Origin of the sequence: Mesorhizobium sp. M1027, assembly GCF_040318745.1 — a bacterium.
GTDB lineage: Bacteria > Pseudomonadota > Alphaproteobacteria > Rhizobiales > Rhizobiaceae > Mesorhizobium.
Genome location: NZ_JAMYMW010000007.1, coordinates 29,956 through 56,248, shown reverse-complemented (window position 1 = coordinate 56,248; position 26,293 = coordinate 29,956). Strand labels below are relative to the sequence as shown.

The window sequence follows — 26,293 nt, the reverse complement described above, 5'->3', positions numbered from 1 at the left end:
CTATTGGCGCGCAGATATCGATGCAGCGCACGCGAAGACCGGCGAGGATTGCAGGCGCGGCTTGACGCGAATTTCGCTGGAAAGAAAACATGCGGAAAACCCGCCAAAAATGCAGTCGGTTGCTGTCGCCATGCACCGCTCCTGTAACAGGTCGACCATAGGCGCGGACCGCGTTTTGTCAAACTGTGGCAGTTGGTGATGGGTGGCTCGACACCTGCGCTTCGGCGCGGACCAGCTTGATATCGGCGGTCGCCGCCCATGCTCCGATATCCGCACGGCGCAAGGCCGCAGCCATCATGTCCGGAAACAGATCCGGCGTGCAGGCGAAGACGGGAATACCAAGGGCTGCTACCGAGCCTGCCATTGTGGGATCGTAGCCGGGCCGGCCTTGATCGGTCAGCGCCAGAAGCACCACGACATTTACGCCGGATCGAACCAGCGCTGCCAGTCGCCGCAGCAGATCCTGGCCATTACCGCCTTCATAGAGATCGGTGATCAGCACCAGATGCGACTTGGTGGGCCGTTCGATACGGTCGGCGCAATAGGCGACCGCCTGGTTGATGTCGGTGCCGCCGCCGAGTTGCACGCCGAACAGCACTTCAACAGGATCGCTGAGTTCTTCGGTAAGGTCAACGATGGCGGTATCGAAACAGACGAGCTTGGTGCGCACAACCGGCAGCGAGGCCATGACCGCTGCGAATATCGAGGCGTAGATCACCGAGCTTGCCATCGAGCCGGACTGATCGACGCAGAGAACGACTTCGTCGAGATCGACTAGCCGTCGCTGCTTGCGTATGAAACCAACCAGCTTCTCCGGCACGATGGTCTTGTGTTCGGGTTGGTAGTGGCGAAGGTTCGCCGAGATGGTGCGCTGCCAGTCGATATCGCGCGAACGCGGGCGGTTGGTGCGCCTCGACCGGTCGAGCGCGCCACGGATTGCCTCGGCTGTCTTCTGCTCCAGCCTCTGCATCAGCTTGACCACGATATCGGCGATGATCGCGCGGGCGATGTCCTTGGTCTTGGCAGGCATCACCGAGCGAAGCGAAACCAGGTCGGCGACCAGATTGACGTCCGCCTCGATCGCCTTCAGGAACTCCGGCTCCATCAGCATCTGCTTCAGGTTCAGCCGTTCGAAGGCATCTTTCTGGACGATCTGGACGACCTGCGCGGGAAAGAAAGAGCGGATGTCGCCCATCCATTGCGCAACGCGCGGCGCCGAACGGCCTAGCCCGCCGCGCCGTTTGCGCGGGTCGGCAGCGGCATTGGCGCCGTCGCCGTATAACGCGTCAAGAGCCGCCGAAAGCCGTTTGTCGTCGCTGGAAAGTGCCGCAGATGTCTCATCGTCGGCGCCGATCGCCAGACGCCAGCGGCGCTCTCTTCCGCCATCCGGCGATGGTGCGCCCGTTTGGGTCGCCTCTGCCTCGTCGTCCATCGTTATGTCCCGCTCTTGAGCAAGGGTCCAAGCCGCTCCAGGTGCCGACGCCAGGCCTCGCCGCGATCGGGCGCCGGTATCAGGCCGGCCGGCAGCCGCGCGGCGCGGCCGAGCACCGCTTCAATCAACCGCCGGCGCTCCATGCTGTCCAGATTGGAGAAGACACGGCGCAGCAGCGGCAGATGCGCGATGAAAGCGTCCTCGTCGAGGGACTTCAGCCACGCATCAACCGCGCCGCGCAGACCTTCGTCATAGATCAGCCGCTGGCCGGCAGTGCTGAAGAAGCCTTCGAAGAATCCGGCCGCTTCAATGACAGGAGTCCCCGGTGACAAGCGTCGCTCGAGCAGTCCGGCAGCGTCCTCGGCGGAAAGCCGGCCAGCTTCGTAGAGCAGGTGCGCGGCGCATCCTGCCGGCAGCGCCGTCGACCGCGATCCCTCCACCACGGCAGCCAGTCCGTTACGCCATCCGTCCAGTACGTCTTGCCCGGGCTCGACCAGTCTGATCGCCTCATCGGCCTTGCGCATCGCACCGACCAGCGTCGCGGCGGCTTGCTCATCCAGATCGCGTACAGCATACGGAAGCGCGATCGCACCTTCGACGATCAGCCGCTCCATGAGACCGGACAGCCGGTTCGTCTCCGTTTTGCGGGCCTCGCCGTAACGGATGATGTCGGCGAGGGGCGGCACAGACGCCAGGATCTCCAGGCATTCGCTGCTGCGCGCCGCTCGCGCCTCCAACGCCGCAAGGCCGGCAGTCGATGCTTCCGACAGGTTTGCCGTGATCGCGTTCTGCACCAATGCCGCAAGCGTATCGAGCGTCGCCGCCGTTTCGATCATCTGGATCAGGCGGGCATTGGCAGCCTTTTCGATGGTCGGCCCGTAGATCAGGTTCTCGACCAGACGAACGGCGTATTCCGGTTCCCACGCCAGGGTCCACCGCTCGCGGAAGGTGCCACGGCTGCGACCGGCATCGGTCAGTCTGCCCCAATGCACACCAAGCACGCTCAGCCGATGCAGCAATGTCGAGCGAAACAGCCCGCTTTCGCTGCGCAGGTCGACGGACAGTTCGCGCTCCAGCGCCTCGGGCTTCAGCCGCGCCGCCTTCTGGTTGCGCTGCAGATCCTCGATCAATGGCGCCAGCGGCGTGTCGGGCGGAATTTCACCGACGTCCGCACCCAGAAGCAACTCGGCCTCGACCAGCCCCCACAGCAACGCTTCGCCATTGAACAGGGCCGCGATCGCGGCGTCGCGCAATTCCTCGAACCCGGGCTTCGGCCGTTCGCGAATGGCGGCGAGCGCGCGGGCGAGCCGCTTCGCTTCGATCAGCGAAGCGGTCGAGACCAGATGGCCCTTCGTCCGCAGCAGCGCCGCGATCATGGCAAGCCACAGGGTTGCCGCATCGCGCCGACCGCGCGTGCGCCAAAGATGCTTGCACCAGCCGGGCGCGACGACGCCCGCGCCATAGCGGTATCCCAGCGCCAGGCGCGGTCCGGTCCACGGTGCCCATGTCATTGTGCTCTTGCGCCGGGCAATTCCCTTGATCAGGACCTGATCGTTTTTCTGAGTGTGGGTGGCCTGCAGCGCCGGCACATGCCATGCTCCGCAGACGACGGCGATCGGCCCCTCGAACTGCTTACGCGCCTTGGCGATTTCGAGCCGCATATGCGCCTCGCGCTTGGCTTCGAACTGCGCGATCGGACCCTCACCATTCCGCAGTGTCGTCATCGCATCGGCGATGGCCGCAAATATCGGGCCGGGTTCCGGGTTCTGTTCAATGATGTCCGACCACCAGCTTTCGCCGTCCTCATAACCGGCGGCGTGCGCCAGTATGGCAATCGGATCACGCGGAAGCGGAGCCGCGTCACCATCCTCGAGGGCTTGGATAGCTTCGGTCGCGTCGGTGTCCTCCGCGCCACCGATCGCAGCAGTGGTGAACCGTGCCGACGATGGCAGGTCGATAAACTGCAACGTCGCCTTATTGCCCACAGCCCAAAGCGCCGCCTGGTATTCGGGCGAGAACTCGGCAAAAGGCCAGAAGCTTGTCGAAGCCGGATCGTCCTCCGGATAGCAAAGGAGCGCCACCGGCGGCTGCATTTCGGGGCGGGCCAGCATGGGCAGAAGCTCAGAGGCGTCGATCGGCCCCTCGATCAGCACGGCGACCGGGTTCAAATCCTGCAGTGCCTGCAGCAGGCTGTCGGCGGAACCCGGCCCGTGATGGCGTATCCCGAAATAGGCAATGTCGCCGTGGCTCATGGCGTCAGATCGCTGCGTTCAGCGCCGCGTAATAGCCGGCATAGTCGGGGCGCTTCTTGAGCACCGTTTCCAGATATTCCTCGAGCACCACCTTATCCTGCACCGGATCCTTCACGATCGCGCCGACAAGGCTGGCGGCGAGACCTTCGGCGCCGAGCTTGCCACTGTCGAACCACGCCGCCTGGCTGAGCCCGCCAACCATCGTGGCGATCGCTTCTGCGGTCGACAGCGAGCCGGAAGGAGTCTTCAGCGTCACCTTGCCGTCGGCAGTCGCGCCGGAGCGCAATTCGCGAAAGATGGTCAGCACACGGGCGATCTCCTCGCCGACATTTTTTGGCACCGGCAGGTCGAGTCCGCCAGCCATCTCATCGACCCGTTTGGAGACGATCGCCACCTCTTCGGCCATGTCTTCCGGCAATGGCAGCACCACGACATTGAAGCGACGCTTGAGCGCCGAGGAGAGCTCGTTGACACCTTTGTCGCGGTTGTTTGCCGTGGCGATAATGTTGAAGCCGCGCTGGGCGTAGATCGAGGTGTTCAATTCCGGGATCGGCATCATCTTTTCGGAAAGCACGGTGATCAGCGTGTCCTGCACGTCCGAGCCCATGCGGGTCAGTTCCTCCAGCCGGCAGAGCTTGCCGTTCTGCATGGCTCGGTAGAGCGGCGTCGGCACCAACGCTTCCTGGCTCGGGCCTTTTGCCAGCAGCTGCGCATAGTTCCAGCCATAGCGGATCTGGTTCTCGTCGGTGCCGGCCGTGCACTGCACGATCAGCGTCGAGTCGCCCATGATGGCGGCGGCAAGATGTTCAGATACCCAGGACTTGGCGGTTCCGGGAACGCCGAGCAGCAAGAGTGCACGGTCGGTGGCGAGCGTCGCTACCGCGGTTTCCATCAACCGGCGGCGACCGACATATTTCGGGGTTATCAGTGTGCCGTCGCTAGCCTTGCCGCCGAGCAGATAGGTCAGCACAGCCTGTGGCGACAGGCTCCAGCCGGCAGGTTTTTGCCTGTCGTCACCGCGCGCCAGCGCCTGCAATTCAGAGGCATAGGCCTGCTCGACCGGGAGACGGATGGCAGCGTTCATATGAATTCTCCGGATTGATCATGTGTCGGTTCGAGACTGATGTTCGGCCAGCGCCGCGTTGAGACGCAGGACACTGAGTGATGGGGCGGCGGGCGGCATACCGGCAGCGACGACCTCGTCGATCAATTTGGCTGCTGTGGTCGCTGTGGCAAGGTAGCCGATCGTTTCCAGTATATCGTCAGCGCCCCGCCGCACGGCTTCGTCGTTTCCCGCAACGGCGGAACGCAAAGCGGGAAGAACTGACCCGTTCGAAAGATCGTCCCATTCCAGCCAGCCAGCATCAATGCCTTCCGCCAGATTGATCGCGCTGAGGTAATTTGCTTGCTTGAGGATCAGCCGGACGAGAGCCCGTTTCCTGCGGCTGTCCAGACGCGGCACAAGGTGCAACACGAACAGCGCCGGTTTGCCGCCTTCGGTGACAAGCATGTCCGCCATATGCGTCACCGCCGCGTCGCTCCCAGAAGCGGCGACCATTCGGGCGATCAGGATATCAGCGGTGTTGTCGGCGCCGAACTGCCAGGCTCCGATGAATTCGGGTTCCGTGATGCCGAACCGTCTGGCGAGGTCGACCAGATTGCAAGTCTCGAACAATTCGGCGCGGCGCTTTTCCTGCGCCGGGGATTTGAGTTTCGCCGGCGTGTAGGTGGTCCGGCGGCGGATGAAGCCGGATTTGCCTTCGCCGATGAAGACGGCGAGTTCGACTGCTGGATCCTCCGCCCCGCCTTCGCTCGAATGGCCGTGCTCGCCCAACCTTGCCAGCAACCGGCCAGCCAGGTCCTGCACCTTGCCGGAACGGTCGGTGGCAAGGCTTTTCAGGAACGGCGCGTCCTCGGCATTGAGGCCGAAGCGCATAAGTTCGATGAGCGCAAGCCTGACCTCCGCAGGTTCGCCCGAGGCCTTGGCCTCGATCAGCATTCGCGCCGCGGCCGGTTCGCGCCGGCGCATATCAGCCAGCGCGATGCGGCGCGCGGCGGGATAGAACTCATCCCAATTTTCCGCCGTGAGTTTCTCTTGCGGGGTATGTCTTTCTCCATCCACGCTGGCTTGCCAGTCGATCCATGGAGCGTAGACATCCGGGCTGTTCTGATCCGACGAGGGCATCCAGTCCATTGGGTGGAGCACGAAGCCGCGGCTGGCGACGAGCGCCGCCACGCGTGCCTTTCGCCTCGCGTCGGCGGCGTGCTTCAGGGCGGCGCGCAAAAGCGGCCGCAACCGCTCCGGCAGCATTGGCAAGGCAAGCCCGGGCAGCGGCGGCCGCCGCTTGAGCGTCTTCGGCGCCGCCGGCCGCAAGGCGACGTCGAGCGCTTGCGCTGCAATTGGTAGGGCCGGCGCTCCTGCTCGTCGGGACTTGCGCCGCCTGCGATTGCCTTCCAGGCGGCCGGAGCCAGATCGAAGGTGGCTCCGCCGGTGATCCAACAATCGCGCATGGTCGCCAGGCCTGTTTGCTCGCCCTCATTCACGACAGGTCAAGCCTCCCGAACCCGCTTTGAGCCGCCAGAAGCTCAAGCCGAGCGCCGTCCCAGAGCGCTGCCGTGGCGGCAAGGTCGAGGCCGAGCAATGTCTGATTGACGGCGCCACTGATCGGCAAGGCGAGCCCTTGCGGATCATCGGCGGCCTGCCACCAGGCTGCGCCCCGATCGTCGACCAGGATCGCACCAGGCGGCAGTATGAGAGGGCTATCTGTGAGCCAGGGAGCGGCATCCTGATGGCACACATGCGCAGCCAGCGGATCCTTGGCGACGCCCAGGGTAAAATCGGGCCACGGGCCCGATGCGACGTCGCCCATGCGTTCTGCCACCAGCGCCCGGAGTGGCCGGCGTGATGGATAAAAGACCAACCGGGCATTGAAGCGATCGCCTGGCGAGAAGGCGTTGGATCGGCGTCCGGCCGAGGCGGGAAAATAATCGAGCAGCAGGGCAAATTGTGGTGTGGAGCTTTTCAGATCGAGCAGCCATGTCGAATGGCTGACCAAACCATCGCGCCGGGTCTCGATCTTCTCGCCGACAACCTCCCAGAGACTTTCGACTTGCATTGCATCGGGATTGGCCAGCACCTGTTCGCGGGTTTCGGATGTCGATACAAGCCGCTTCAACTCGGGATCGTCGGGCGCCGACCGCCAGGCCTTGGCCAGCAGCACGAGCTTGCCGAGTTCGCGGATCGCCGCATCCGGTCGTTCTTCGCTGCGCAGCGCCATCAGCCGCGACGGAATCTCGTCGATACGGCCGGCGAGCGCCGCTGCCTTCATATCGACCAGCCGCGCAGCAATCCGCCGGCAACGGTCGCTGCTGGCGTCGACAAACCCGGAAAGACCGAGCCGCAACTGGTCGGCAATCCACTGGTCGAGTTCATCGAGCGCCGCCGACACTGCTTCTCGTGTGCTTTCCGCCCGCTTGCGCTGCGCCGCCTCGCGACGCTCGACCGTTGCGTTATCTTCAACGGCGGCGCTCTCGTCCGCCCGTGCGGCTTCGCCAATGCTCTTGGCTTCCGCGCCCGGTGCCGGTTGCTGCACCGGCTGTGACGCCGTCTTCCGGCGCCGGCCAAGCCAGTCATTCACCCATCCCGGCGTGGATTCGGCCGCGGCAAAGCTGGCTGGCGCGGTGGCAGCGATCCACATCAGGGCCAGCGTGTGCTTGCATGGGAATTTGCGCGAAGGGCAGGTGCATTGGTAGCCGTGATCACCCGTGTCGACCACCACTCGATAAGGATTGGAGCCGGAGCCCTGGCATTCGCCCCAGATGAGCGCCTGCTGCTCATGCTTTTCGAGCCGCGGCCAGTTCGTTCGTTTGGTGAGCTTGGAGGCGGCGCTCAGCGACGCCTGATCGGGAGCAAGCGCCTCAATGGTCTTCAGATCGAATTCCAAGCCGCGCTTCTCCCCGCCCCGACGCAGTATAGATAGCGGTTTGTGACGAATTATTATTGCTCTGGCATGGTGAAGATTGGGCATGCCTTGGCCCTGTTTGATGGGCCAGGACATGCCTCAGACGCAAATGGGGTCGACTGTTATTCGGCAGACAGAACGGGCTTTGGTAGCCGGCGGCCTAGGCGGAAGCGTTCAGGCTCTGCCCTTCAGGAACTCGATCACCATCGCCGCGGTCCAGGTGAAGCGATTGCCGCCGAGCGGCTCGCCGCTGAGGGGACCGTAATATTCGGCAAAACCGCTCTCGGCGATCAGGTCGAGACTGGATTGCGTGATCCGTTGTGCGATTTGGCTGTGGCCGGCGGCGGCAAGGCCGTCGGCGATCATGTAATTGACCACCAGCCAGACCGGGCCGCGCCAGTAGCGCTTTGGGTCGAAGCGTGCATCGCCAGGATCGTGCGAGGGGACGATGTAACGCGCTTTGCCGGCGATGCGCTCGATCGTTGCAGCGATGGCCGCCGCCCGGCTTTCCGGAATGGCCGAAAACACCGGCAGAATGCCGCCGACCGACGCGCTGTCCACGAGCTTTCCGGCCACTCGGTCGAAACAAATGTACTGGCCATGTGTGTCGCTCCACAGCCGTTCCATCGTCGAAAGCCCCTTTTCGGCACGGGCGCGATTGGCTTCTGCGATTTCAGTTTCGCCAAGTGTATCGGCGAGATCGGCAAGATCGGCGGCGGAACGGATCAGGATGGCGTTGAAGCCGGGATCGACGACCTGGAAGGGCGAGGCATCGTGCAGCCGGGTGTTGTCCCAACCAAGTTCGCGGAAATGCTGCAGCAGCCAGATATAGCGATCGTACTGGGCCCTGGTCGGTCGATGCGCAGGGTCGGCGTGCAGGATGTCGCGGCGGGTGTAGGGCTCGACGCCTTCGGTCGGCACGCGCTCGAACGCCTCGTCCCAGTCGATCGAGTTGTCGCGGCCGGACTCCCATGGGTGAATTATGGCGACCAGCCCTTCGCCGTTCGGGTCGCGATTTTCGTAGAACCAGCGGTGCCAGGCGTCGATCTTCGGCAGCAGCGCGCGGGCGCGCTCGGCCGCCAGTTTCTTGTCCTTGGCCTGGTCGAACAGGCGGCGCACGGCAAAGCCGGCGACTGCCGGCTGGGTGATGCCCGAGGTGGCGGTCGGGCGGTCCGTTCGCCAGACCTCCGGCCCGGGGAAATAGCCGTCGTTCCAGACGTGGAAGACGATGTGCGGCACCATGCCGTCCGGCCACTGGTGAGCGAACAGCGTGTCGATCTCGGTCCAGGCTCGGGCCTCGTCATAGTGGGCAAGACCGAGGGCGGTCAGGCAGGAATCCCAATTCCACTGGAACGGGTAGAGGCCCTTGGTCGGTATGGTATAGGTGCCTTGGTCATTTTCCCTGAGCACCTCGACGGCGCGGGCGATAGTTTCGTCAATGGCAAGAGATATCATCGGGGCGTTCGTACTTTCAGGATCGAAGGGAGGATCAAAGGGCGTTCGTGGTTTCGGGATCGAACCAGCGGATGCGATCGGGTTTGGGCGAAAGCCGCAAGTGATCGCCGACGGCGACCGTGGCGTTCGATTCGAGAATGGCGCGAAACAGGCCGCCCTCGACATCGCAGGTGACCAGCGTGTGCGGTCCGAGCGGCTCGACGACGCGCACGGTGGCGTTAATGCCTTCGTTACCGGCGTCCACATCCTCGGGGCGAATGGCGAATTCTATCGTCTGCTTGTCCGATTTGGGGCCAGGTAGCGTCAGGCCGGCGACGATCCAGCTGCCGTTCGCAGTCTTCGTCGCCGGGATGAAATTCATCGGCGGGTTGCCGATGAAGGAGCCGACGAAGCGGGCCGCCGGATTGCGGTAGACCTCTACCGGTGAGGCGGCCTGGACGATACGGCCCTGATGCATGACGGCGATGCGGTCGGCAAGGCTCATCGCCTCGACCTGGTCGTGGGTAACGTAGATGGTGGTGGTCTTGGACGCCGCCAGCACGCCCTTGAGCTCGGCGCGCATTTCGAGCCTGAGCAGCGCGTCGAGGTTCGACAGCGGCTCGTCCATCAGGATCACATCGGGCTCCATGGCGAGCGCGCGGGCGACGGCCACACGCTGGCGCTGGCCGCCGGAAAGCTGGCCCGAATAGCGCTTCAAAAGTTGCTCGATATGCATGAGCTCCGCGGTGCGGTTGACGCGCCCGTCGACCTCCTGCTGCGGCAGCTTCTTCATGCGCAGGCCGAAGGCGATGTTCTCGAATACCGTCAGGTGCGGAAAGACCGCGTAATTCTGGAACACCATGGCGATGCCGCGGGCGCGCGGCGGCAGATGGTCGACGCGACGGCCGCCGATCCAGACCTCGCCCTGGCTTGGCGTTTCCAGCCCGGCGACGATCCTCAGCAGCGTGGTCTTGCCGCAACCTGAGGCGCCAAGCAGCACCATGAATTCCTGGTCGGCGATGGTCAGGTCGATCGAATGCAGCGCGGTGAAGCCGCCGAAACGTTTTGCCACCTGCTTGATGACGATCTCAGCCATCGGCGTTCTCTTTTGTGCGCGTCATCGGTTGGCGATCCCCCACATGGCGAACAGATATTTGCGGACGGCGAAGATGAAGATCAGCGCCGGGATAACCAAGGCAGCACCGCCGGCGAATTTGAGGTAGAGCGGCGATTCGCCAAGGCTCTGCAGCAGGAAGGCGGTCAGCGTCCGGTTCTCGATGGTGAGCACGGCGGCGGCAAACACCTCGTTCCAGGAGATGGTGAAGGCAAACACCGCCGACGCCGCGATGCCCGGCAGCGCCAGCGGCAGAATGACTTTTCGGAATGCCTGCAATCTCGTGCAGCCGAGTGTCCAGGCAGCTTCCTCCAGCTCGACTGGGATGCCGGAGAACAGCGAGAAGGTAATCAGCACGGCAAACGGCAGCGCCAGCGTGGTGTGGACCAGCGCCAGCCCGATCGCGGTATCGTCGAGGCCGGTGCGGATGAACATCACCGCCAGCGGTAGCGCCAGCAGCGGCAGCGGGAAGGCGCGGGTCATCAGCACGAGGAAACGGAACGTTTCCTTGCCCCGAAATTCGAAGCGCGACAGCGCGTAGCCCGCGGGTGCGCCGAAGCCGATCGAGAGCAGCATCGTCAGCGTGGCGACGAGAACGGAGTTCCACAGCGCCTTGGCGACGCCGGCGAAATTGATGAAGAAAGAAAGGCTGCCGAAATCGAATGACGGGAAGAAGCGCTTGGGAAAGGCGGTCACCTCTTCCGGCGACGACAGCGCGTTGACGATCAACAGATAGATCGGCAGCAGCACCCAGACGCAAAGCAGGATGACGGTGGCGACCAGCAACCAGTTACCGGCTTTGCGGGCCTCAGGCGCGGCGATCGAGAGTTCCGCGACCGTGCTCATATCCGCGCCTCCTTCGGCACACGCAGCACCCGCAGGAAGAACAGCGTGAAACCGATCGAGATGGCGAGGATGAACAGCGCCATGGCGGCGGCGACATTGCGGTCCTGCAGCGTGAACTGCCAATTGTAGGTCTCGCCCATCAGCACCGGCAGATTGGTGCCGCCGAGTGCTGCAACCACGGCAAAGACTTCAAAGGCAAGGATGACGCGCAGGATGATCGCCGTCTGCAGGCTTGGGCGCAGCAGAGGCAGCGTGATCTTGATGAAGCGCTTCCACGGGCTAGCGCCAAAAACCTCCGCCGCCTCGTAGTATTCCCGGGGGATCAGCCCCATGCCGGCGACCAGAATGACCATCATGATGGCGGTCGCGCGCCAGATCTCGGCCAGCGCCACGGCGATGAAGATCGTCAGCTTGCTCTGATAGCCGAGGAACATAACCGGCCTGTGGATGACGCCGAGATTGGAGAGCAAGGTGTTCAGGAAGCCGGACTGGTCGAAGATGGCGAGCCAGATCAGCCCGGCGGCGAGATCGGAGATGCCGAGCGGAATAGCGAAGATGTAAAGCGCAGCGCTGCGCCCGGTTTCAAGCCGCGACACCACCGTTGCCATCAGCAGCGCCATCACCAGTTGGATCGGCACGACGATGGCGCTCAGCAGCAGCGTATTGCGGACAGTGACCGGAAACTTCCAGCTGCCCGCCATGGTGCGGAAATTGTCGAGCGTAAAACCGCCGTCGCGGGTGAACGCCTCGAAGGCGACCAGCGCGAACGGGTAGAGGAAGAAGACGCAGAGGAACAGCGTCGCCGGCATCAGCAGCAGATAGGGAAGGGCCTTGCCGTGCATGGAGCGCTCTCTATTCGACGCTTGAAAAAAGGGTGGGCGCCCGGCGCGCTGGAAATCCGGACGCCCAGGGAGGATTCCTAATCGACCGGGCAGGCGCCTTGCGATGGCTTGTCGGGCGCCCAGCACGGCGCCTTCGCCTGTTCGATGATCGCTTTCAGCGCCGTCGCCTGTTCGTCGAGCACGCCGTGCACATCCTCGCCGCCGAGCACGATGCGCTCGAAGCTGTCGGTGTAGATCTGATTGAACTTGCCGCTGAGGCCGCCAAGTCCCATCGGCAGCAGCGCCGGCAACGCATCGGGAGCTGCTGTCATGGTGGCGATCACTGGGCTGAAAGCCTTCACCGAGGCCGGCATGTCGTCGGGCAGCTTGACGTTGACGATGGGGAAGAAGTTTGTCGCCTTCAGCGTCGCGATCTGGGTTTCCGGTTTCAGCATATAGGCGACCAGCGCCTTGGCCTTGTCCATGTCAGGCGAGGTCTTCGGGATAGCGACACCGGCCACCACCGGCATGTAGCCGCGGCCTGCCGGGCCAGCCGGCGCCGGAAAGGCGACGAAGTCATTGGGTTTCTGGTTAAAGGCGTCGGCAAGCCGCGCCACGTGGTCGAATGCCACCCAGACTTCGCCGGTCAGCAGCGGCTCCTGCATGAAGGCATAGTTGGTCGAATTCGGGTTGGTGTACTGCCACAACTCCTTGAATTTGTTCCACGCCGTCTCGGCCTCCGCCGAGCGGAACTTGGTCACCATCGAACCGGTATAAGACGGAAGGAGAAAACCCTCGAAGAAACGATGCTTCAGCCCTTTCGGGCCGGCCGGAAAACCGAACTTGGGTGAACCAGTCTTTTCCGCGATGTTTTTCGCCCACTCGATCAGTTGGTCATAAGTGATGGTGTTGAGATCGGTGCCGGCCGGCAGATATTGCAGCGCCTGTTTGTTGGCCGCCATCAGAAAGGTGGCCTGCATCCATGGCAGGTACTTCTGCTCGCCGGTGCCGAGCATGCCGAGCTTCTTGTAGGTCTCGTTGACCTTGACGCCACCGAGATCGACGCCGGACAGATCGACAAGGTTCGCGCCGACGGTGGAGAAGTCTCCGTGCAGGCCGCCGAGCACGCCTATGGTGCCGGAGCCGGCCTGCAGTTCGGCCTGAAGGCGGGTGAGCCAGGGCCCGTCCTCGGCGACCTGATAGTCGACCTGGCCGTCAAACCCCTTCAGCACTTCGCTGCGCATCTTCTGTGTCTCTTCCACTGGTCGCGCCTGTGTCGACCAGAACAACACTTGCTGGGCTTGTGCTGCGCCAGCAGCAAGCGACAACGCCAGCACCGCACCTGCCAATGTCCTCAACGCATTCATCGTCATCTTCCTCCCTGGTTGTGCGCCGCTAAGGCGTCAGTTCCGTCCTGTAGGTGTCGGGCCATGGCTTGCCCGCGAGACAAGTATCGGCCGCACCAGCCGCGTCAGCGGCTTGGTCGGCCTGTCGCCGATGACGGTCAGCAGCATCTCGCCGATCTCGCGCGCGCACTGGCGGATCGAGGCGTCGAAAGTGGTCAGCCCCGGCGGCGCATAGGCGGAGGCGGCTATGTTGTCGAAGCCGATCACCGACAGGTCGTGAGGAATGGCAAGTCCGGCGCGCCCTGCCTCTTCCATGACCGTCAGCGCCAGCTCGTCGAACAGCGCGACAATGGCCGTCGGCCGCTCGGCAGCGTGCAGCAGCCGGTTGATCGCCTGGATGCTGGCACCGCGATCGAAACGCGGCGCCGTCGCCACATCGAGCCTGACCGACGGATCGCCCCGGCGGGCGATCGCGGCGGCGAGCCCATCCTGCCTAAGATGGCGAAACGTCATCGGCTCGGAAATCGTCACCAGGCCGAAATGCCGGTGTCCGAGGTCGTAGAGCATGTCGAAGGCTTCGCCGAAAGCATGCGCGCCATCGGTATCGAGCCAATGGTAGGCAAAGTCGCCGTCGAGCAGCCTGCCATGCGCGACGAACGGGAAATTGCGTTGGCGCAAATAGGCAAGCCGCTCGTCGACCTCGGCGATACGGGTGACGATGACCCCGTCGGCGCGGCCCGATTCGACGACATGGCGAAGCACGGAAAGTTCCGACTGGCCCTGCGCCGCTGCGGCCAGGATCAGGTCGGAGCCGTGCGAAACCAGCCCTTCGCCGAGCCCTGTGACGAATTCGCCGAGGAAGGAATCGACCAGATTGGGGCCGCGGATCGGCAGCACCATGCCGACAAAGCCGCTGCGGCCGGAGACCAGCGTGCGGGCTGCGGTATTCGGCACATAGCCGGCCAGGCGCGCGGCCTCGGTGACACGTTGGCGCGTTTTCAAGGCGATCTGCTCGTGGCCGGCAAGGGCCCGCGAAACGGTGGTGATCGACAGGCCGAGCTGCGCAGCAAGTTCCTTGAGGGTGGTAACGCGGGCCGGCATCGTTCCTCCCGAACGAAGTTTGAAACGTTTGTAATCACTTCAAGCGAAATTGCAAACGTTTTAAATGGTGCGCGGTCGATGTGATTTCTTGCCCGTTGGGTAGCGCGGCCCTATCGACCCCGGCCCGCAAGCTCCTAGTCGGCGATTTAAACGCAGCGGTTGCTTGACTCGGGCGACGCCTTGTGAAAAATTTTGCAGCAACTGATAAAAATATCAAAGGGCGGAAATGGTTGGTTTTGGCAACGGCCTGCTGCGCGACGATGAGACAGGTATGGCAGCCCGTGCCGCCTGGCTTCACTATGCCGGCGGCCTGACCCAGTCGGAGGTCGCCAAGCGGCTCGGCCTGACCAGCCTCAAGGCGCATCGCCTGATCACCAAGGCCAATCAGGAAGGCCTGGTCAAAGTCTATATCGACGGCGAAGTCTCCGAATGCGTGGAGCTTGAGGACGAGTTGTCCGGCCGCTACGGCCTCGACTATTGCGAGGTAGTTCCGGACTTCGATGCCGAAGACCTGCCGCTCAAGGCGCTCGGCATCGCAGGCGCGCAGTTTCTCAAGCGCGAGATCGAACGCGGCGAAGAGGCGCTGATCGGCGTCGGCCACGGCCGCACGCTTGCCGCCTGCGTGGAGTATCTGCCGCGCATATCGGCCGGCCGGATCCGTTTCGTCTCGCTGCTTGGCGGCCTGACGCGCAAGTTCTCGGCCAATCCGCATGACGTCATCCACCGCGTCGCGGAACGGACCGGTGCGGAGGCCTATGTGATGCCCGTACCGATGTTCGCCAACACGGTCGAGGATCGAACCGTGTTGCTCGGGCAGAAGGGCGTCAGCGATGTCTTCGACCTCGCCAAGTCCGCCGACTTGCTTATCGCCGGCATCGGCACCGCCGAACGTGAGGCCTCGCTTGTCGCCACCGGTATGATCGAGAAGGGCGAGATGGAGGAGATCCGCCGCAATGGCGGCGTCGGCGAACTGCTCGGGCATTTCTTCGACAACGCCGGAAAGGCCGTTGCGACGACGCTTTCCGACCGGGCGCTGGCGCTGGCGCGCGAAGACATCAGCAACCGCAGGATTGTCGCCGTTGCCGGCGGCAAGGTGAAGGTTCGCGCCATCAAGTCAGTGCTGGAGGGCCGCTATCTCAAAGGCTTGATAACCGACGAGCGGACGGCGCGATCGCTCGTGGAACAGACGCCGGTCGGGTAGCCGGCAACCATTTCGTTGAAACTACCCTGTGGAGGAGAAGAGAAATGCGTGAGAAAGAGAAAGACCTCATCGACGCGTTCCTGCGTGGACAAGTCGACCGCCGTGGGCTGATCAAGGGCCTCGGTACAATGGGCCTTGCCGCCAGCACCGCCGGCACACTGCTCAATTTCGGGCAGACCCGCGCCCTGGCGGCTGATTTCGACTGGCAGGCGCATAAGGGCAAGACCATCAAGCTGTTGCTCAACAAGCATCCTTACGCCGATGCGATGATCGCCAACCTCGACAATTTCAAGCAGTTGACCGGCATGAATGTCGTCTATGACGTGTTCCCCGAAGACGTCTATTTCGACAAGGTTACCGCCGCGCTGTCGGCCAGCTCGCCCGAATACGATGCTTTCATGACGGGCGCCTACATGACCTGGACCTACGGCCCGGCCGGCTGGATCACCGACCTCAACGAATGGATCAAGGATCCGGCCAAGACCAACCCGAAATATGCCTGGGACGACTTCCTGCCCGGCGTCAGGAAGTCCTGCGCCTGGAACGGCCAGCCTGGCGGAGTGCTCGGTTCCGACGACGCCAAGCAGTGGTGCATTCCGTGGGGTTTCGAACAGAACAACATCACCTACAACAAAGGCATGTTCGACAAGGTCGGCGTCAGCGTTCCCGGCAATATGGATGAGATGGTCGCTACGGCGGCGAAACTTACCAAGGATGTTGGTGGAGGCGTCTACGGCATAGGCGTGCGCGGCTCGCGCTCCTGGGCAACGATCCACCCGGGCTTCCTGTCGGCCTACGCCAATTTCGACCAGAAGGACCTGAACGTCTCGGCTGACGGCAAGCTGTCGGCCGCGATGAGCACCGCCGAATCCAAGGCTTTCCACAAACAGTGGGTCCAGATGATTCAGGAGAGCGGCCCGAAGGACTGGTCGACCTATACCTGGTACCAGGTCGGCACCGATCTCGGTGCAGGCGCCTCGGCGATGATCTACGATGCCGACATTCTCGGCTACTTCATGAATGGCGGTGATAACAAGATGGCCGGCAAGCTCGCCTTCGCGGCGTTCAAGGCCAATCCCGCCGCCAAGGCACCGACGCCCAATATCTGGATCTGGTCGCTGTCGATGTCCAACTTCTCCAAAGACAAGGACGCCACCTGGTACTTCATGCAATGGGCATCCGGACCCGAGCATGCACTGTTCGGTGCGACCAAGATGGACTTCGTCAATCCGGTCCGCCAGTCGGTCTGGAACGACCAGATGTTCCGGGACAAGTTGAACAAGAGCTATCCCGGTTATGTCGAGATGTTCGACGTCTCGGCGCCGGGCGCCAGCATCAAGTTCACTCCGCAGCCGCTGTTCTTCGATCTCACCACCGAATGGGCGGCGACGCTGCAGAAGATGGTCGCCAAGGAAGTGCCGGTCGACGAGGGCCTCGACAAGCTGGCCGAGAGCATCAACGGCCAGCTCAAGGAAGCCGGGCTCGGCTAAGGCGCGGCAAAGGCTGGCCCGTCGCGGGCCAGCCTTTGAGATGTGATCGTTTGCGACGCGGTCCCGAAAGGTGCCGCCTGCTCGCCCGACCGGCCGCCTTGCTCCCTTGGGCGGCCGGGACGGCGAAGCAACAGGATGACGGAGCAGCAGATGACTGCGGCGACAATACAAAGAAACGGGCCGTCGGGCTTCAGGATCAGCAAGCGTGTGCTGCCTTACCTCCTCAGCCTGCCGGCCCTGCTGGTCTGCATCGGAATCCTGATCCCGTTCCTGACCTCGGTGGTCTATTCGTTCCAGCGCTACCGGTTGAGCCAACCCTGGGCGCGGCAGTTCAACTGGGGCGACAACTATATCTCCTTCTTCACCGACCCGAAGTTCTGGAACACGCTGGAGATTTCGCTGCTGTACGCCGGCATCACCGTCGTGCTCGAGCTGCTTCTCGGTCTCGGTATCGCCATGCTGCTGCAGAGGCGCTCGACGTTAAACAACTTCATCTCGATCATGCTGTTGATGCCGCTGATGACGGCGCCGGCGCTCGCCGCGCTGATGTGGAAGCTGATGACCAATCCCGGCTTCGGTGTACTCAGCTATCTAGCTAGCCTGATCGGGCTGCAGGATTTCCGCTGGGCGTCGTCTCCGTCGACGGCATTGCTCACCGTCGTCCTTGTCGACATCTGGGTCTACACGCCTTTCATCATGATCCTGCTGCTTGCCGGACTGCGCAGCCTGCCGACGCAGCCCTTCGAGGCGGCAGCACTCGACGGCGTGCCGCGCAGCTTCGTCTTCTTCCGCATCACCCTGCCGATGCTGACCCCCTATATCCTGACAGCGACGCTGTTCCGCCTGCTCGATTCAATCCAGCAGTTCGACATCATCTACGCCATGACCCAAGGCGGGCCGGGCGATACGCTGACCGTCTTCCAGGTGGAGGCCTATCTCAACTTCTTCCAGTCGACCAATGTCGGCCGCTCGGCAGCACTGATGATCATCCTGTGGGCGATCACCTATTTCCTCTCGAACATTTTCATCAAGAACTGGCTGCGGCTGCGCGAACGCGCCCGCGGCCATGCATAGGAGGCTGGCATGGAACACACCTCCCTTCTCGAACGCATCCTGCGTGGCATAGCCCTGGCGCTGGTCGTGATCTTCTTCATGTTCCCGATCGTCTGGATCCTGATGATGTCGTTCCAGACCAACGAGACAATCCTGCGGATCCCGCCGCAGCTTGTCTTCGAGCCGACGCTCGCCAACTACACCGCCTTGATCACAGGCAAGCTGATGACGGCAGCCGGCACGCTCGACATCGCCTTCATGCGCAATCTCTGGAATTCCGTCTTCCTGTCGGTCACCTCGGTTGCCGTCGCGCTACTGCTCGGCGTTCCCGCAGCCTATGCCTTTGCCCGGCACAAATTCCGCGGCTCGGAGGACATCGCCTTCACGCTGCTGTCGTTCCGGTTCGCGCCGGCGCTGCTGGTGCTTTTGCCGCTCACCCTTTATTTCCAGAAGCTCGGGCTGGCCAACACCTATATCGGGCTGATCTGGGTCTACCAGCTGATCTGTCTGCCGCTGATCCTGTGGATCGTGCGCGGCTATTTCGAGGATATTCCGGCCGACATCGAATACGCCTACCGCATCGCCGGCCATTCCTGGTTTGCCACCTTCCGCAAGATCGCGCTGCCGCTCGCCGGGCCGGGCATTGCCGCTGCCGGCCTACTCGCCTTCATCTTCGCCTGGAACAATTTCGTCTTTGCGCTGGTGCTCGCTTCAGCCGACAAGCAGCCGGTGACGGTCGGCGCGCTGGCGTTCATCACCTCCTCCGGCATCCAGTACGGCCAGATCTCAGCCGCGATCGTGCTGTCGATCACGCCGACGCTGGCGCTCGCGCTTTATGCGCAGCGCTATCTCGTCGAAGGCCTGTCGCTTGGCGCGGTGAAAGGATAGTCCGATGGCAAGCCTCGAACTGCGAAACATCGTCAAGCGCTACAAAAGCCAGACCGTTCTCGACAATCTGTCGCTGACCGTCGCCGACGGCGAAACGCTGGTCCTGTTCGGGCCGTCCGGCGCCGGCAAGACGGTGCTATTGCGGCTGGTCGCCGGCGTCATCGACCCCGACGAGGGAAAGATCCTCATCGGCGGCGAGGACATGACCGACGTCGACGCCGAGTTCCGCGGCGTCGGCATGGCATTCCAGAACTTCGCGCTGTTCCCGCATATGACGGCGTTCGACAACATCGCCACGCCGCTGCAGGCGAAGCATTCGTCGCAGGGCGCGATCAAGGCCGGCGTCGAGAGCGTCGGCAAGCTGTTGAAGATCGGCCATGTGCTCAGCCACAAGCCGCGGGCGCTGTCCAACGGCCAGAAGCAGCGCACCGCGCTTGCCCGCGCCCTGGTCGGCTCGCCGCCGCTTCTGCTGCTCGATGATCCCTTGCGCAACGTCGATGCCAAATTGCGCTTCGAAATGCGGCTCGAACTGCCAAGACTGCTCGCCGATCGTGGCGCAACCGTTGTCTACGTCACCCAGGACTACAAGGAAGCGATGGCGCTTGGCGATCGCATCGCAGTGATGTCGCAAGGCGTCGTGAAACAGCTCGGCACGCCCGAACAGATCTATCGCGAGCCGGCCAACGTCGAGATCGCCCGACTGTTCGGCGACCCGACCATCAACCTGCTCGACGTCAAGCCGTCCCGGGATGCCAAGGGCGTCTATGTCGGCCTGTCCAATGTCCAGGTCCATCTGGCCGGCGCGCATGAGGCGGCGGTCGGCCGTGACTGCGTGATAGGCTTGCGGCCGGAGGCGCTGGCCTTTGTTGACGAAGGCACGTCCGGCGCCATCCCGGTGACGGTCGAGGCCGAGACGCCGCTCAACGAGAAGATCGTCACCCTGGTGCGCACCGTGCGCGGCCGTGAAATCCTGGTTTCGCGTCCGTCCGGGATACCGGGTCAATCCGAGGGTAGGGCGCATATCGCTGTCGACAGCAAAAGCGCCGTGCTGTTCGATCGTGCAAGCGGCGAGCGCATCGGCTCGAAAAATGTCGTCAATTTGCGCAGTGGAGAAGCGGCATGAGCCCGAGCGCAATCACCATTTCGGGCGTCGACAAGTTCTACGGTCCGATCGACCGCGGCGTGCACGCCGTCAAGAACCTGACGATGGAAATCGCCAAGGGCGAGATCGTGGCACTGCTCGGCTCATCCGGCTGCGGCAAGACCTCGACATTGCGCATGATCGCAGGCTTCGAAGAGGTCTCACGCGGCACAATCTCGGTTGCCGGCCGCAAGGTGCACACGTTGCCGCCGGTCAAGCGCAACGTCGCGATGGCCTTCGAGGGCTATTCGCTCTACCCGCCGCTGACCGTGCGCGAGAACATGGCCTTCGCCCTCAAGGCTGCCAGGCTGGCTAAGAGCGCGGTCGATGCAAAGGTTGCTCATATCGCCAAGCTGCTTGAGATAGAGGACATTCTCGAGCGCTATCCGAGCTCGATCTCCGGCGGCCAGCAGCAGCGCGCCAGCCTCGGCCGGGCGCTGATCCGCGAAGCCAACCTGCACCTGCTGGACGAGCCGATGGGCCAACTCGAGCCGCAGCTTCGCGCTGTGCTGCGCGGCCGCATCAAGCACTTCATCAAGGAGCGCGGCCTGACCGCGATCCTGGTCACCCACGATCAGACGGAGGCCAATGCGCTGGCCGACCGTATCGCCGTCATGGAAGGCGGCGTGCTGCAGCAGTTCGATACGCCTGACAGGATCAAGGAGCGGCCGGCAAACCTGTTCACCGGCACCTTCGTTGGCGAGCCGCCAATGAATGTCTTCGAAGCCTATGTCGGCACGACTGACGGCAAGATCAGTCTCAAGCTGCCCGACGGGCTTTCGCTCGACTACGACAAGGATGCCTTCAGCGGCCCGGTTCGCGACGAATTGCTCAACCGGCAGCGCGTCGTCATCGGCGTCAGGCCTTATGCTGTCCGCCGCTCCAAGGACGGCGTGCCGGCCACGGTTTCGGCCAATCAATGGCTCGGCGATCAGACCCATATCGCCGCCGATTTCGCCGGCGGTTCGCTGGTTCTGGTCGAGCATGACCGGACCCGCCTGGAGCTCGGGGCGCCGATCAAGGTCAGCATCGATCCAAAAAACCTGCACGTCTTCGATCAGGCGAGCGGTGACGCCATTTCGCACGGCACGGAGCTTGCCTGATGCGGGATGTGCTGATCGGCGTCGACGCCGGCACGTCTGTCATCAAATCCGTCGCCTTCGACACGGCGGGCAGGCAGATCGCGGCCGCCGCGCTGCCCAACAAGTACGAGACACTGCCGGGCGGCGGCGCCGAGCAGGACCTGACACGCACCTGGGCCGATACCGCGACGACCTTGCACGAGCTTGCCAACAAGGTGCCGGATCTCGCCAGCCGGACCATTGCCATCGCCGTGACCGGGCAGGGCGACGGCACCTGGCTGATCGACAAGGATGGTGAGCCGGTGGCCAAGGGCTGGCTGTGGCTCGACGCGCGCGCTGCCGCGGTCGTCGAGGAGATACGCGCGCGGCCCGAGGACCGGCTGCGCTTCGAAAAGACCGGCAGCGGGCTCGCTGCCTGCCAGCAGGGATCGCAGTTCGTCTTCATGAAGCGCCACATGCCCGCGATGCTTGCCAATGCAGCGACGGCCTTCCACTGCAAGGACTGGCTCTATTTCAAATTGACCGGCCAACGCGCCACCGACCCGTCCGAGGGCACCTTTACCTTCGGCGACTTCCGCACGCGCGGCTATTCAGATGATGTGCTCGAGGTACTCGGAGTCACCGATCTCCGGCATCTGCTGCCGCCGATCGTAGATGGCACCAGGCAAAGCACCTCGCTGTCGGCGGCAGCAGCCAAAGCGACCGGTCTGCTCGCCGGCACACCGGTCGTTCTGGCCTATGTCGATGTCGCCTGCACGGCGCTTGGCGCCGGCCTGTTCGATCGCGAGCGCAAGCCGGGATGCTCGATCATTGGCTCCACCGGAATGCATATGCGGCTTGCCGAAACGCCGGAGGAGGTTCTGCTCAATGAGGCTGCAACCGGCTACACGATGACGATGCCGGCACCGGGCGTCTTTGCGCAGATGCAGTCGAACATGGCGGCAACGCTCAATATTGACTGGGTCCTTGGCCTCGCCTCCGGCATTCTCGCCTCGCAAGGTATCACACGGACCAATGGCGAGATGATCGCGCTGGTCGACCAGTGGATATCGTCGTCCGAGCCAGGCTCGTTGCTCTACCAGCCTTATGTCTCGGAGGCCGGCGAGCGCGGCCCGTTCGTCGATGCCAATGCCCGGGCCGGCTTCATCGGCATTTCGTCCAGGCACGGCTATGCCGACATGGTTCGTGCGGTGTTCGAGGGGCTGGCTTTCGCGGCACGCGATTGCTACGCCGCCATGGGGCCGCTGCCCAAGGAAATCCGCCTGACCGGCGGAGCGGCCAGGAGCCCGGCGCTGCGCAATATCCTGGGTGCTGCGATCGGCGCCGACATTCGCACCAGCGAGCGCGAGGAGGCCGGTGCGGCGGGCGCCGCAATGATTGCTGCGGTCTGCGTCGGCCAGTACGCATCGATGGACGATTGCGTCAGTGAATGGGTCACACCGTTGCTCCGTGCGGCCGAGCCCAGCGACCGAAAGCTTGCCGCTGCCTATGAGGCGATGGCTCCGTCCTACACATTGGCGCACCAGGCGCTGCGGCCGGTCTGGCGTTCGCTGGCCGCGTCCAGGCAAACCGACGTGAATTGAGAAGAGCATGCCCAAGAAAATTGCGATCATCGGCGACCGCTTCATGCTTCCGGACGTGTTTCGCGAGAAAATCGAGGCGGCCTGCGGCGACAATCTCGACATCCGCACCGTTGAGACCGCTTGGCCCGACGAGCCGATGCAATTCGGCAATGCGGCGCTCGGCCTCGACAAGGTCAAGGAGTATTTCGGCGATCCGGACGAGGTGGTCGATTTTATCGGCGATGCCGAAATTTTTGTTACCCAGCTTGCGCCGCTCTCCGAAGCCATGATGCAGCGCCTGCCCACACTCAAGCTGGTTGCGGTGTCGCGCGGCGGGCCGATCAACATCGACATGGCTGCCGCCAAGGCCCATGGCATCACGGTGGTCAATGTGCCCGGCCGCAACGCCAGCGCGGTGGCCGAGTTCACCATTGGCGCCATTCTCGCCGAAACGCGGCTGATCCGCGTCGGTCACGAAGCCTTGCGCAAGGGCGAGTGGCGCGGCGATCTCTACCGCGCCGACCGCACCGGCCGCGAGCTCAACGAAATGACCGTTGGCGTCATCGGCTATGGCAATATCGGCACCAGGCTGGTTCGGCTGCTGCGTGCTTTCGGCTGTCGCATCCTGGTCTGCGATCCCTATGTGCAGTTGAGCGTCGAGGACCGCAATGCCGGCGTCGAGCTGGTAGCGCTGGACGATCTGCTGTCGCGCTCCGATGTGGTCACGCTGCATTCCCGGGTCACCGAAGAGACGCGCGGCCTCATCGGCAAGGACGCTATTGCCCGGATGAAGCCAGGCGTAATCTTCGTCAATACCGCGCGCGGACCGCTGGTCGACTACGATGCACTCTACGAGGCGCTCGTCTCGGGACAGATCGGCAGTGCCATGTTGGAGACGTTCGCCGTCGAGCCGGTGCCTGCCGACTGGCCCTTGCTGCAGTTGCCGAACGTGACACTGACGCCGCATATCGCCGGCGCGTCGGTGCGCACGGTGACTTATGCGGCCGAGCAGGCGGCCGAGGAAGTGCGCCGCTTCATCGCCGGTCTGCCTCCGGTCAATCCATGCTGACGACAGGGCATCGAGCGAGATGAACGGTGAAACCGAAATCGTCGACCTCTTCGTCGTCGGCGGCGGCGTCAATGGCGCCGGAATCGCGCGCGATGCGGCGGGCCGGGGCCTGTCGGTCATTCTTTGCGAAAAAGACGATCTCGCCGAGGGCACCAGTTCGCGATCGGGAAAGCTCGTTCATGGCGGTTTGCGCTATCTCGAATATTACGAGTTCCGCCTGGTGCGGGAGGCGCTGATCGAGCGCGAGGTGCTGCTCGAATCCGCGCCGCACATCATCTGGCCTATGCGCTTCGTGCTGCCGCACAGCCCCGATGACCGGCCGGCCTGGCTGGTCCGGCTCGGCCTGTTCCTCTACGATCATCTTGGCGGCCGCAAGCGGCTGCCGGCCACCCGCACGCTCGACCTGCGCACCGCACCCGAAGGCGCGCCGATCAAGGACGCCTTCAAGCGCGGCTTCGAATATTCCGACTGCTGGGTCGACGACGCCCGCCTGGTCGTCATCAACGCGCTCGACGCCGCCGAGCGCGGGGCCAGGATATTCACCCGCACCGCCTGCATTGCCGCCCGTCGCGAAAGCGGCCTGTGGTCGGTGGAGATGCGCGACGGTCGAACCGGCGTCAGGACCACCGTCCGGGCACGCGCGCTGATCAACGCCGGCGGTCCCTGGGTCAACGACATCGTCAACCGCGTGGCCGGCCAGAACTCCAAGCGGAACGTGCGCCTGGTCAAGGGCAGCCATATTGTCGTGCCAAAATTCTGGGAAGGGCGACAGGCCTATCTCGTCCAAAACAGCGACAAGCGCGTGATCTTCATCAATCCCTACCAGAACGATCTGGCGCTGATCGGCACCACCGACATCCCCTATGACGGGCGGCCGGAAGACGTGACCGCGGATGCCGGCGAGATCGATTATCTGATCAAGGTGGTCAACCGCTACTTCAAGCGCCAGCTTGCGCGCAGCGACGTCGTTCATTCGTTTTCCGGCGTCAGGCCGCTCTATGACGACAATGCCGACAATCCGAGTGCGGTGACCCGCGATTATATTTTCGAACTCGACGCTTCGGCAGGGCAGGCGCCGCTGCTTTCCGTCTTCGGCGGCAAGATCACCACCTTCCGCAAATTGGCCGAGCACGCGCTGGACCGCATCGCCCCGTTCTTTCCGAAGATGGGCAAGCCGTGGACCTCGAAAGGGCATCTGCCGGGCGGCGATATCGCCAATGCCGATTTCGAGCAGTTCCTCGGTGACCTCGGCCACGAATATCCCTGGATGCCCGCCTCCCTGGTCAAGCATTATGGCCGGCTCTATGGCACAAGGACGCGTGATCTGGTCGGCGCGGCCGGTTCGCTCACCGAACTGGGCCGGCGCTTCGGCAAGGATTTTTTCGAGCGCGAAGCCAACTACCTGCTCGAGCACGAATGGGCCGAGACCGCGGCCGATATTCTCGAACGACGCACCAAGCACGGCCTGCATCTGTCCAGCGCGGAAAGAGAAGCGTTCGAGGACTGGTGTTCGAATCGGCTGGCGAAGGCCGGCTGATGGCCTTTACGCTGTCCCTCAACACCAATCCGCTGGTCAACCGTTTTGCCGAACCGGACGACCTGATCGATACGATCGCCTACGACATCGGCATCCGCGACGTGCAGCTCACGCATGAGTTCATCAATCCCGGCTGGCCGGCGGCAACGATCGCTAAATTCACCCGCCTGTTCCGCTCCGCTCTCAACCGCACCGGGGTGCGCGTGACCTCGGCGATGACCGGCCCTTACGGCCGGCTCAATCATTTCGGCCATCCCGATGCCGACGTGCGACGCTACTACGTCGACTGGTTCAAGACCTTTGCCGAAATTTCGGCCGAGCTCGGCGCCGGCGGCATGGGTACGCAGTTCGCGATCTTCACCCATCGGGATTACGACGATCCTGAACGTCGCGCGCGGCTTTTCGACATCGCGCTGGCGTGCTGGCGTGAGGTTGCCGAGCATGCCCGGGCCGCCGGCTTGATCTACCTGTTCTGGGAGCCGATGTCGGTCGGCCGCGAGTTCGGCCATACGATCGAGAGCTGCCGGACGCTGCAGCGCGAGATCGATGCCGCCGGCATGGCGATCCCGCTCAAGATGATGGTCGACATCGACCATGGCGACGTGACGTCGAGCAATCCGGACGACATCGACCCTTATGCCTGGGCCGAAGCCTTTCCAAAGCAATCGCCGATCATCCACGTCAAGCAGTCGTCGATGAACAAGGGTGGCCATTGGCCGTTCATTGCCGCCCACAACAAGGACGGCCGCATCACGCCGGAAAAGCTGCTGGAGACGGTTCGCCGTGGCGGCGGCGTCGACAACGAGATCTGCCTCGAATTGTCGTTCCGCGAGCGCGAGCCCGTCGACCACCGGGTCATCGCCATGATCCGCGAGTCGGTCGACTATTGGGCGCCCTTCATCGAGACTGGCAGGGCCGATCTTTTGCCGCGAGCATGATGGATGAGCAGGAGCCGATGCGGC

The 26,293-nt window shown here is 63.4% G+C and carries 22 protein-coding genes; 10 read left to right on the top strand and 12 right to left on the bottom strand.

Features of this window, described 5'->3' with window-relative positions; translation table 11 throughout:
• The 12 genes from NKH50_RS14870 to NKH50_RS14815 all read right to left on the bottom strand — a co-directional run bounded on the left by NKH50_RS14870 (window position 1) and on the right by NKH50_RS14815 (window position 14,308).
• Entirely contained in the window at window positions 1-132 is a 132-nt protein-coding gene (locus NKH50_RS14870) for a hypothetical protein (protein ID WP_352701817.1), read from the bottom strand.
• A gap of 46 nt (window positions 133-178) precedes the next feature.
• Window positions 179-1,432, bottom strand: a complete 1,254-nt coding sequence (locus NKH50_RS14865; RefSeq protein ID WP_352701815.1) for a VWA domain-containing protein — start codon at window positions 1,430-1,432, stop codon at window positions 179-181.
• Window positions 1,433-1,434: 2 nt separating this feature from the next.
• Window positions 1,435-3,684: a DUF5682 family protein gene (locus NKH50_RS14860; protein ID WP_352879556.1), complete on the bottom strand. Its 2,250-nt coding sequence runs from the start codon at window positions 3,682-3,684 to the stop codon at window positions 1,435-1,437.
• Window positions 3,685-3,688: 4 nt separating this feature from the next.
• The gene (locus tag NKH50_RS14855; RefSeq protein ID WP_352645331.1) at window positions 3,689-4,768 is read right to left on the bottom strand and encodes an ATP-binding protein; all 1,080 of its coding nucleotides are present in this window, start codon (window positions 4,766-4,768) and stop codon (window positions 3,689-3,691) included.
• A gap of 18 nt (window positions 4,769-4,786) precedes the next feature.
• Window positions 4,787-6,058, bottom strand: coding sequence for a DUF5691 domain-containing protein (locus NKH50_RS14850; RefSeq protein ID WP_352879554.1), 1,272 nt, complete (start codon window positions 6,056-6,058; stop codon window positions 4,787-4,789).
• A gap of 166 nt (window positions 6,059-6,224) precedes the next feature.
• Window positions 6,225-7,628, bottom strand: coding sequence for an SWIM zinc finger family protein (locus NKH50_RS14845; protein ID WP_352701808.1), 1,404 nt, complete (start codon window positions 7,626-7,628; stop codon window positions 6,225-6,227).
• A 192-nt stretch (window positions 7,629-7,820) separates the two neighbouring features.
• Window positions 7,821-9,101: an amylo-alpha-1,6-glucosidase gene (locus NKH50_RS14840; RefSeq protein ID WP_352701806.1), complete on the bottom strand. Its 1,281-nt coding sequence runs from the start codon at window positions 9,099-9,101 to the stop codon at window positions 7,821-7,823.
• Between the two features lie 34 nt (window positions 9,102-9,135).
• On the bottom strand, window positions 9,136-10,176 hold the full coding sequence (locus NKH50_RS14835; RefSeq protein WP_352505344.1) for an ABC transporter ATP-binding protein: 1,041 nt from the start codon (window positions 10,174-10,176) through the stop codon (window positions 9,136-9,138).
• A gap of 21 nt (window positions 10,177-10,197) precedes the next feature.
• Complete coding sequence (locus NKH50_RS14830; protein ID WP_352476534.1) at window positions 10,198-11,040, bottom strand: carbohydrate ABC transporter permease; 843 nt, start codon at window positions 11,038-11,040, stop codon at window positions 10,198-10,200.
• Window positions 11,037-11,882, bottom strand: a complete 846-nt coding sequence (locus tag NKH50_RS14825; RefSeq protein ID WP_352505343.1) for a carbohydrate ABC transporter permease — start codon at window positions 11,880-11,882, stop codon at window positions 11,037-11,039. The genes NKH50_RS14830 and NKH50_RS14825 overlap by 4 nt, the downstream gene beginning before the upstream one ends.
• Window positions 11,883-11,959: 77 nt before the next feature.
• Window positions 11,960-13,234 carry an ABC transporter substrate-binding protein gene (locus NKH50_RS14820; protein WP_352505341.1) on the bottom strand — a complete coding sequence of 425 codons (1,275 nt, stop codon included), beginning with the start codon at window positions 13,232-13,234 and terminating at the stop codon, window positions 11,960-11,962.
• A 30-nt stretch (window positions 13,235-13,264) separates the two neighbouring features.
• Window positions 13,265-14,308, bottom strand: coding sequence for a substrate-binding domain-containing protein (locus NKH50_RS14815; RefSeq protein ID WP_352879550.1), 1,044 nt, complete (start codon window positions 14,306-14,308; stop codon window positions 13,265-13,267).
• Between the two features lie 226 nt (window positions 14,309-14,534).
• On the opposite strand from NKH50_RS14815, the gene NKH50_RS14810 reads away from it, so the two are divergent.
• The 10 genes from NKH50_RS14810 to NKH50_RS14765 all read left to right on the top strand — a co-directional run bounded on the left by NKH50_RS14810 (window position 14,535) and on the right by NKH50_RS14765 (window position 26,269).
• Window positions 14,535-15,509 carry a sugar-binding transcriptional regulator gene (locus NKH50_RS14810; RefSeq protein ID WP_352701800.1) on the top strand — a complete coding sequence of 325 codons (975 nt, stop codon included), beginning with the start codon at window positions 14,535-14,537 and terminating at the stop codon, window positions 15,507-15,509.
• A 44-nt stretch (window positions 15,510-15,553) separates the two neighbouring features.
• The gene (locus NKH50_RS14805) at window positions 15,554-16,999 is read left to right on the top strand and encodes an ABC transporter substrate-binding protein (RefSeq protein WP_352505338.1); all 1,446 of its coding nucleotides are present in this window, start codon (window positions 15,554-15,556) and stop codon (window positions 16,997-16,999) included.
• Window positions 17,000-17,149: 150 nt separating this feature from the next.
• Window positions 17,150-18,073 carry a carbohydrate ABC transporter permease gene (locus tag NKH50_RS14800; RefSeq protein WP_352879547.1) on the top strand — a complete coding sequence of 308 codons (924 nt, stop codon included), beginning with the start codon at window positions 17,150-17,152 and terminating at the stop codon, window positions 18,071-18,073.
• 9 nt (window positions 18,074-18,082) lie between these two features.
• The gene (locus tag NKH50_RS14795; protein ID WP_023676025.1) at window positions 18,083-18,940 is read left to right on the top strand and encodes a carbohydrate ABC transporter permease; all 858 of its coding nucleotides are present in this window, start codon (window positions 18,083-18,085) and stop codon (window positions 18,938-18,940) included.
• Between the two features lie 4 nt (window positions 18,941-18,944).
• A complete protein-coding gene (locus NKH50_RS14790; protein ID WP_352879545.1) occupies window positions 18,945-20,063 on the top strand; it encodes an ABC transporter ATP-binding protein in 1,119 nt (372 codons plus the stop codon).
• Complete coding sequence (locus NKH50_RS14785; RefSeq protein ID WP_352701799.1) at window positions 20,060-21,184, top strand: ABC transporter ATP-binding protein; 1,125 nt, start codon at window positions 20,060-20,062, stop codon at window positions 21,182-21,184. Before NKH50_RS14790 ends, NKH50_RS14785 begins: the two co-directional genes overlap by 4 nt.
• Window positions 21,184-22,746 carry an FGGY-family carbohydrate kinase gene (locus NKH50_RS14780; protein ID WP_352701796.1) on the top strand — a complete coding sequence of 521 codons (1,563 nt, stop codon included), beginning with the start codon at window positions 21,184-21,186 and terminating at the stop codon, window positions 22,744-22,746. Before NKH50_RS14785 ends, NKH50_RS14780 begins: the two co-directional genes overlap by 1 nt.
• 7 nt (window positions 22,747-22,753) lie before the next feature.
• Window positions 22,754-23,794, top strand: coding sequence for a 2-hydroxyacid dehydrogenase (locus NKH50_RS14775; protein ID WP_254818720.1), 1,041 nt, complete (start codon window positions 22,754-22,756; stop codon window positions 23,792-23,794).
• Window positions 23,795-23,813: 19 nt separating this feature from the next.
• Window positions 23,814-25,331 carry a glycerol-3-phosphate dehydrogenase gene (locus NKH50_RS14770; RefSeq protein WP_352738507.1) on the top strand — a complete coding sequence of 506 codons (1,518 nt, stop codon included), beginning with the start codon at window positions 23,814-23,816 and terminating at the stop codon, window positions 25,329-25,331.
• Entirely contained in the window at window positions 25,331-26,269 is a 939-nt protein-coding gene (locus NKH50_RS14765; RefSeq protein WP_352879828.1) for a sugar phosphate isomerase/epimerase family protein, read from the top strand. Before NKH50_RS14770 ends, NKH50_RS14765 begins: the two co-directional genes overlap by 1 nt.
• Window positions 26,270-26,293: the final 24 nt, after the last annotated feature.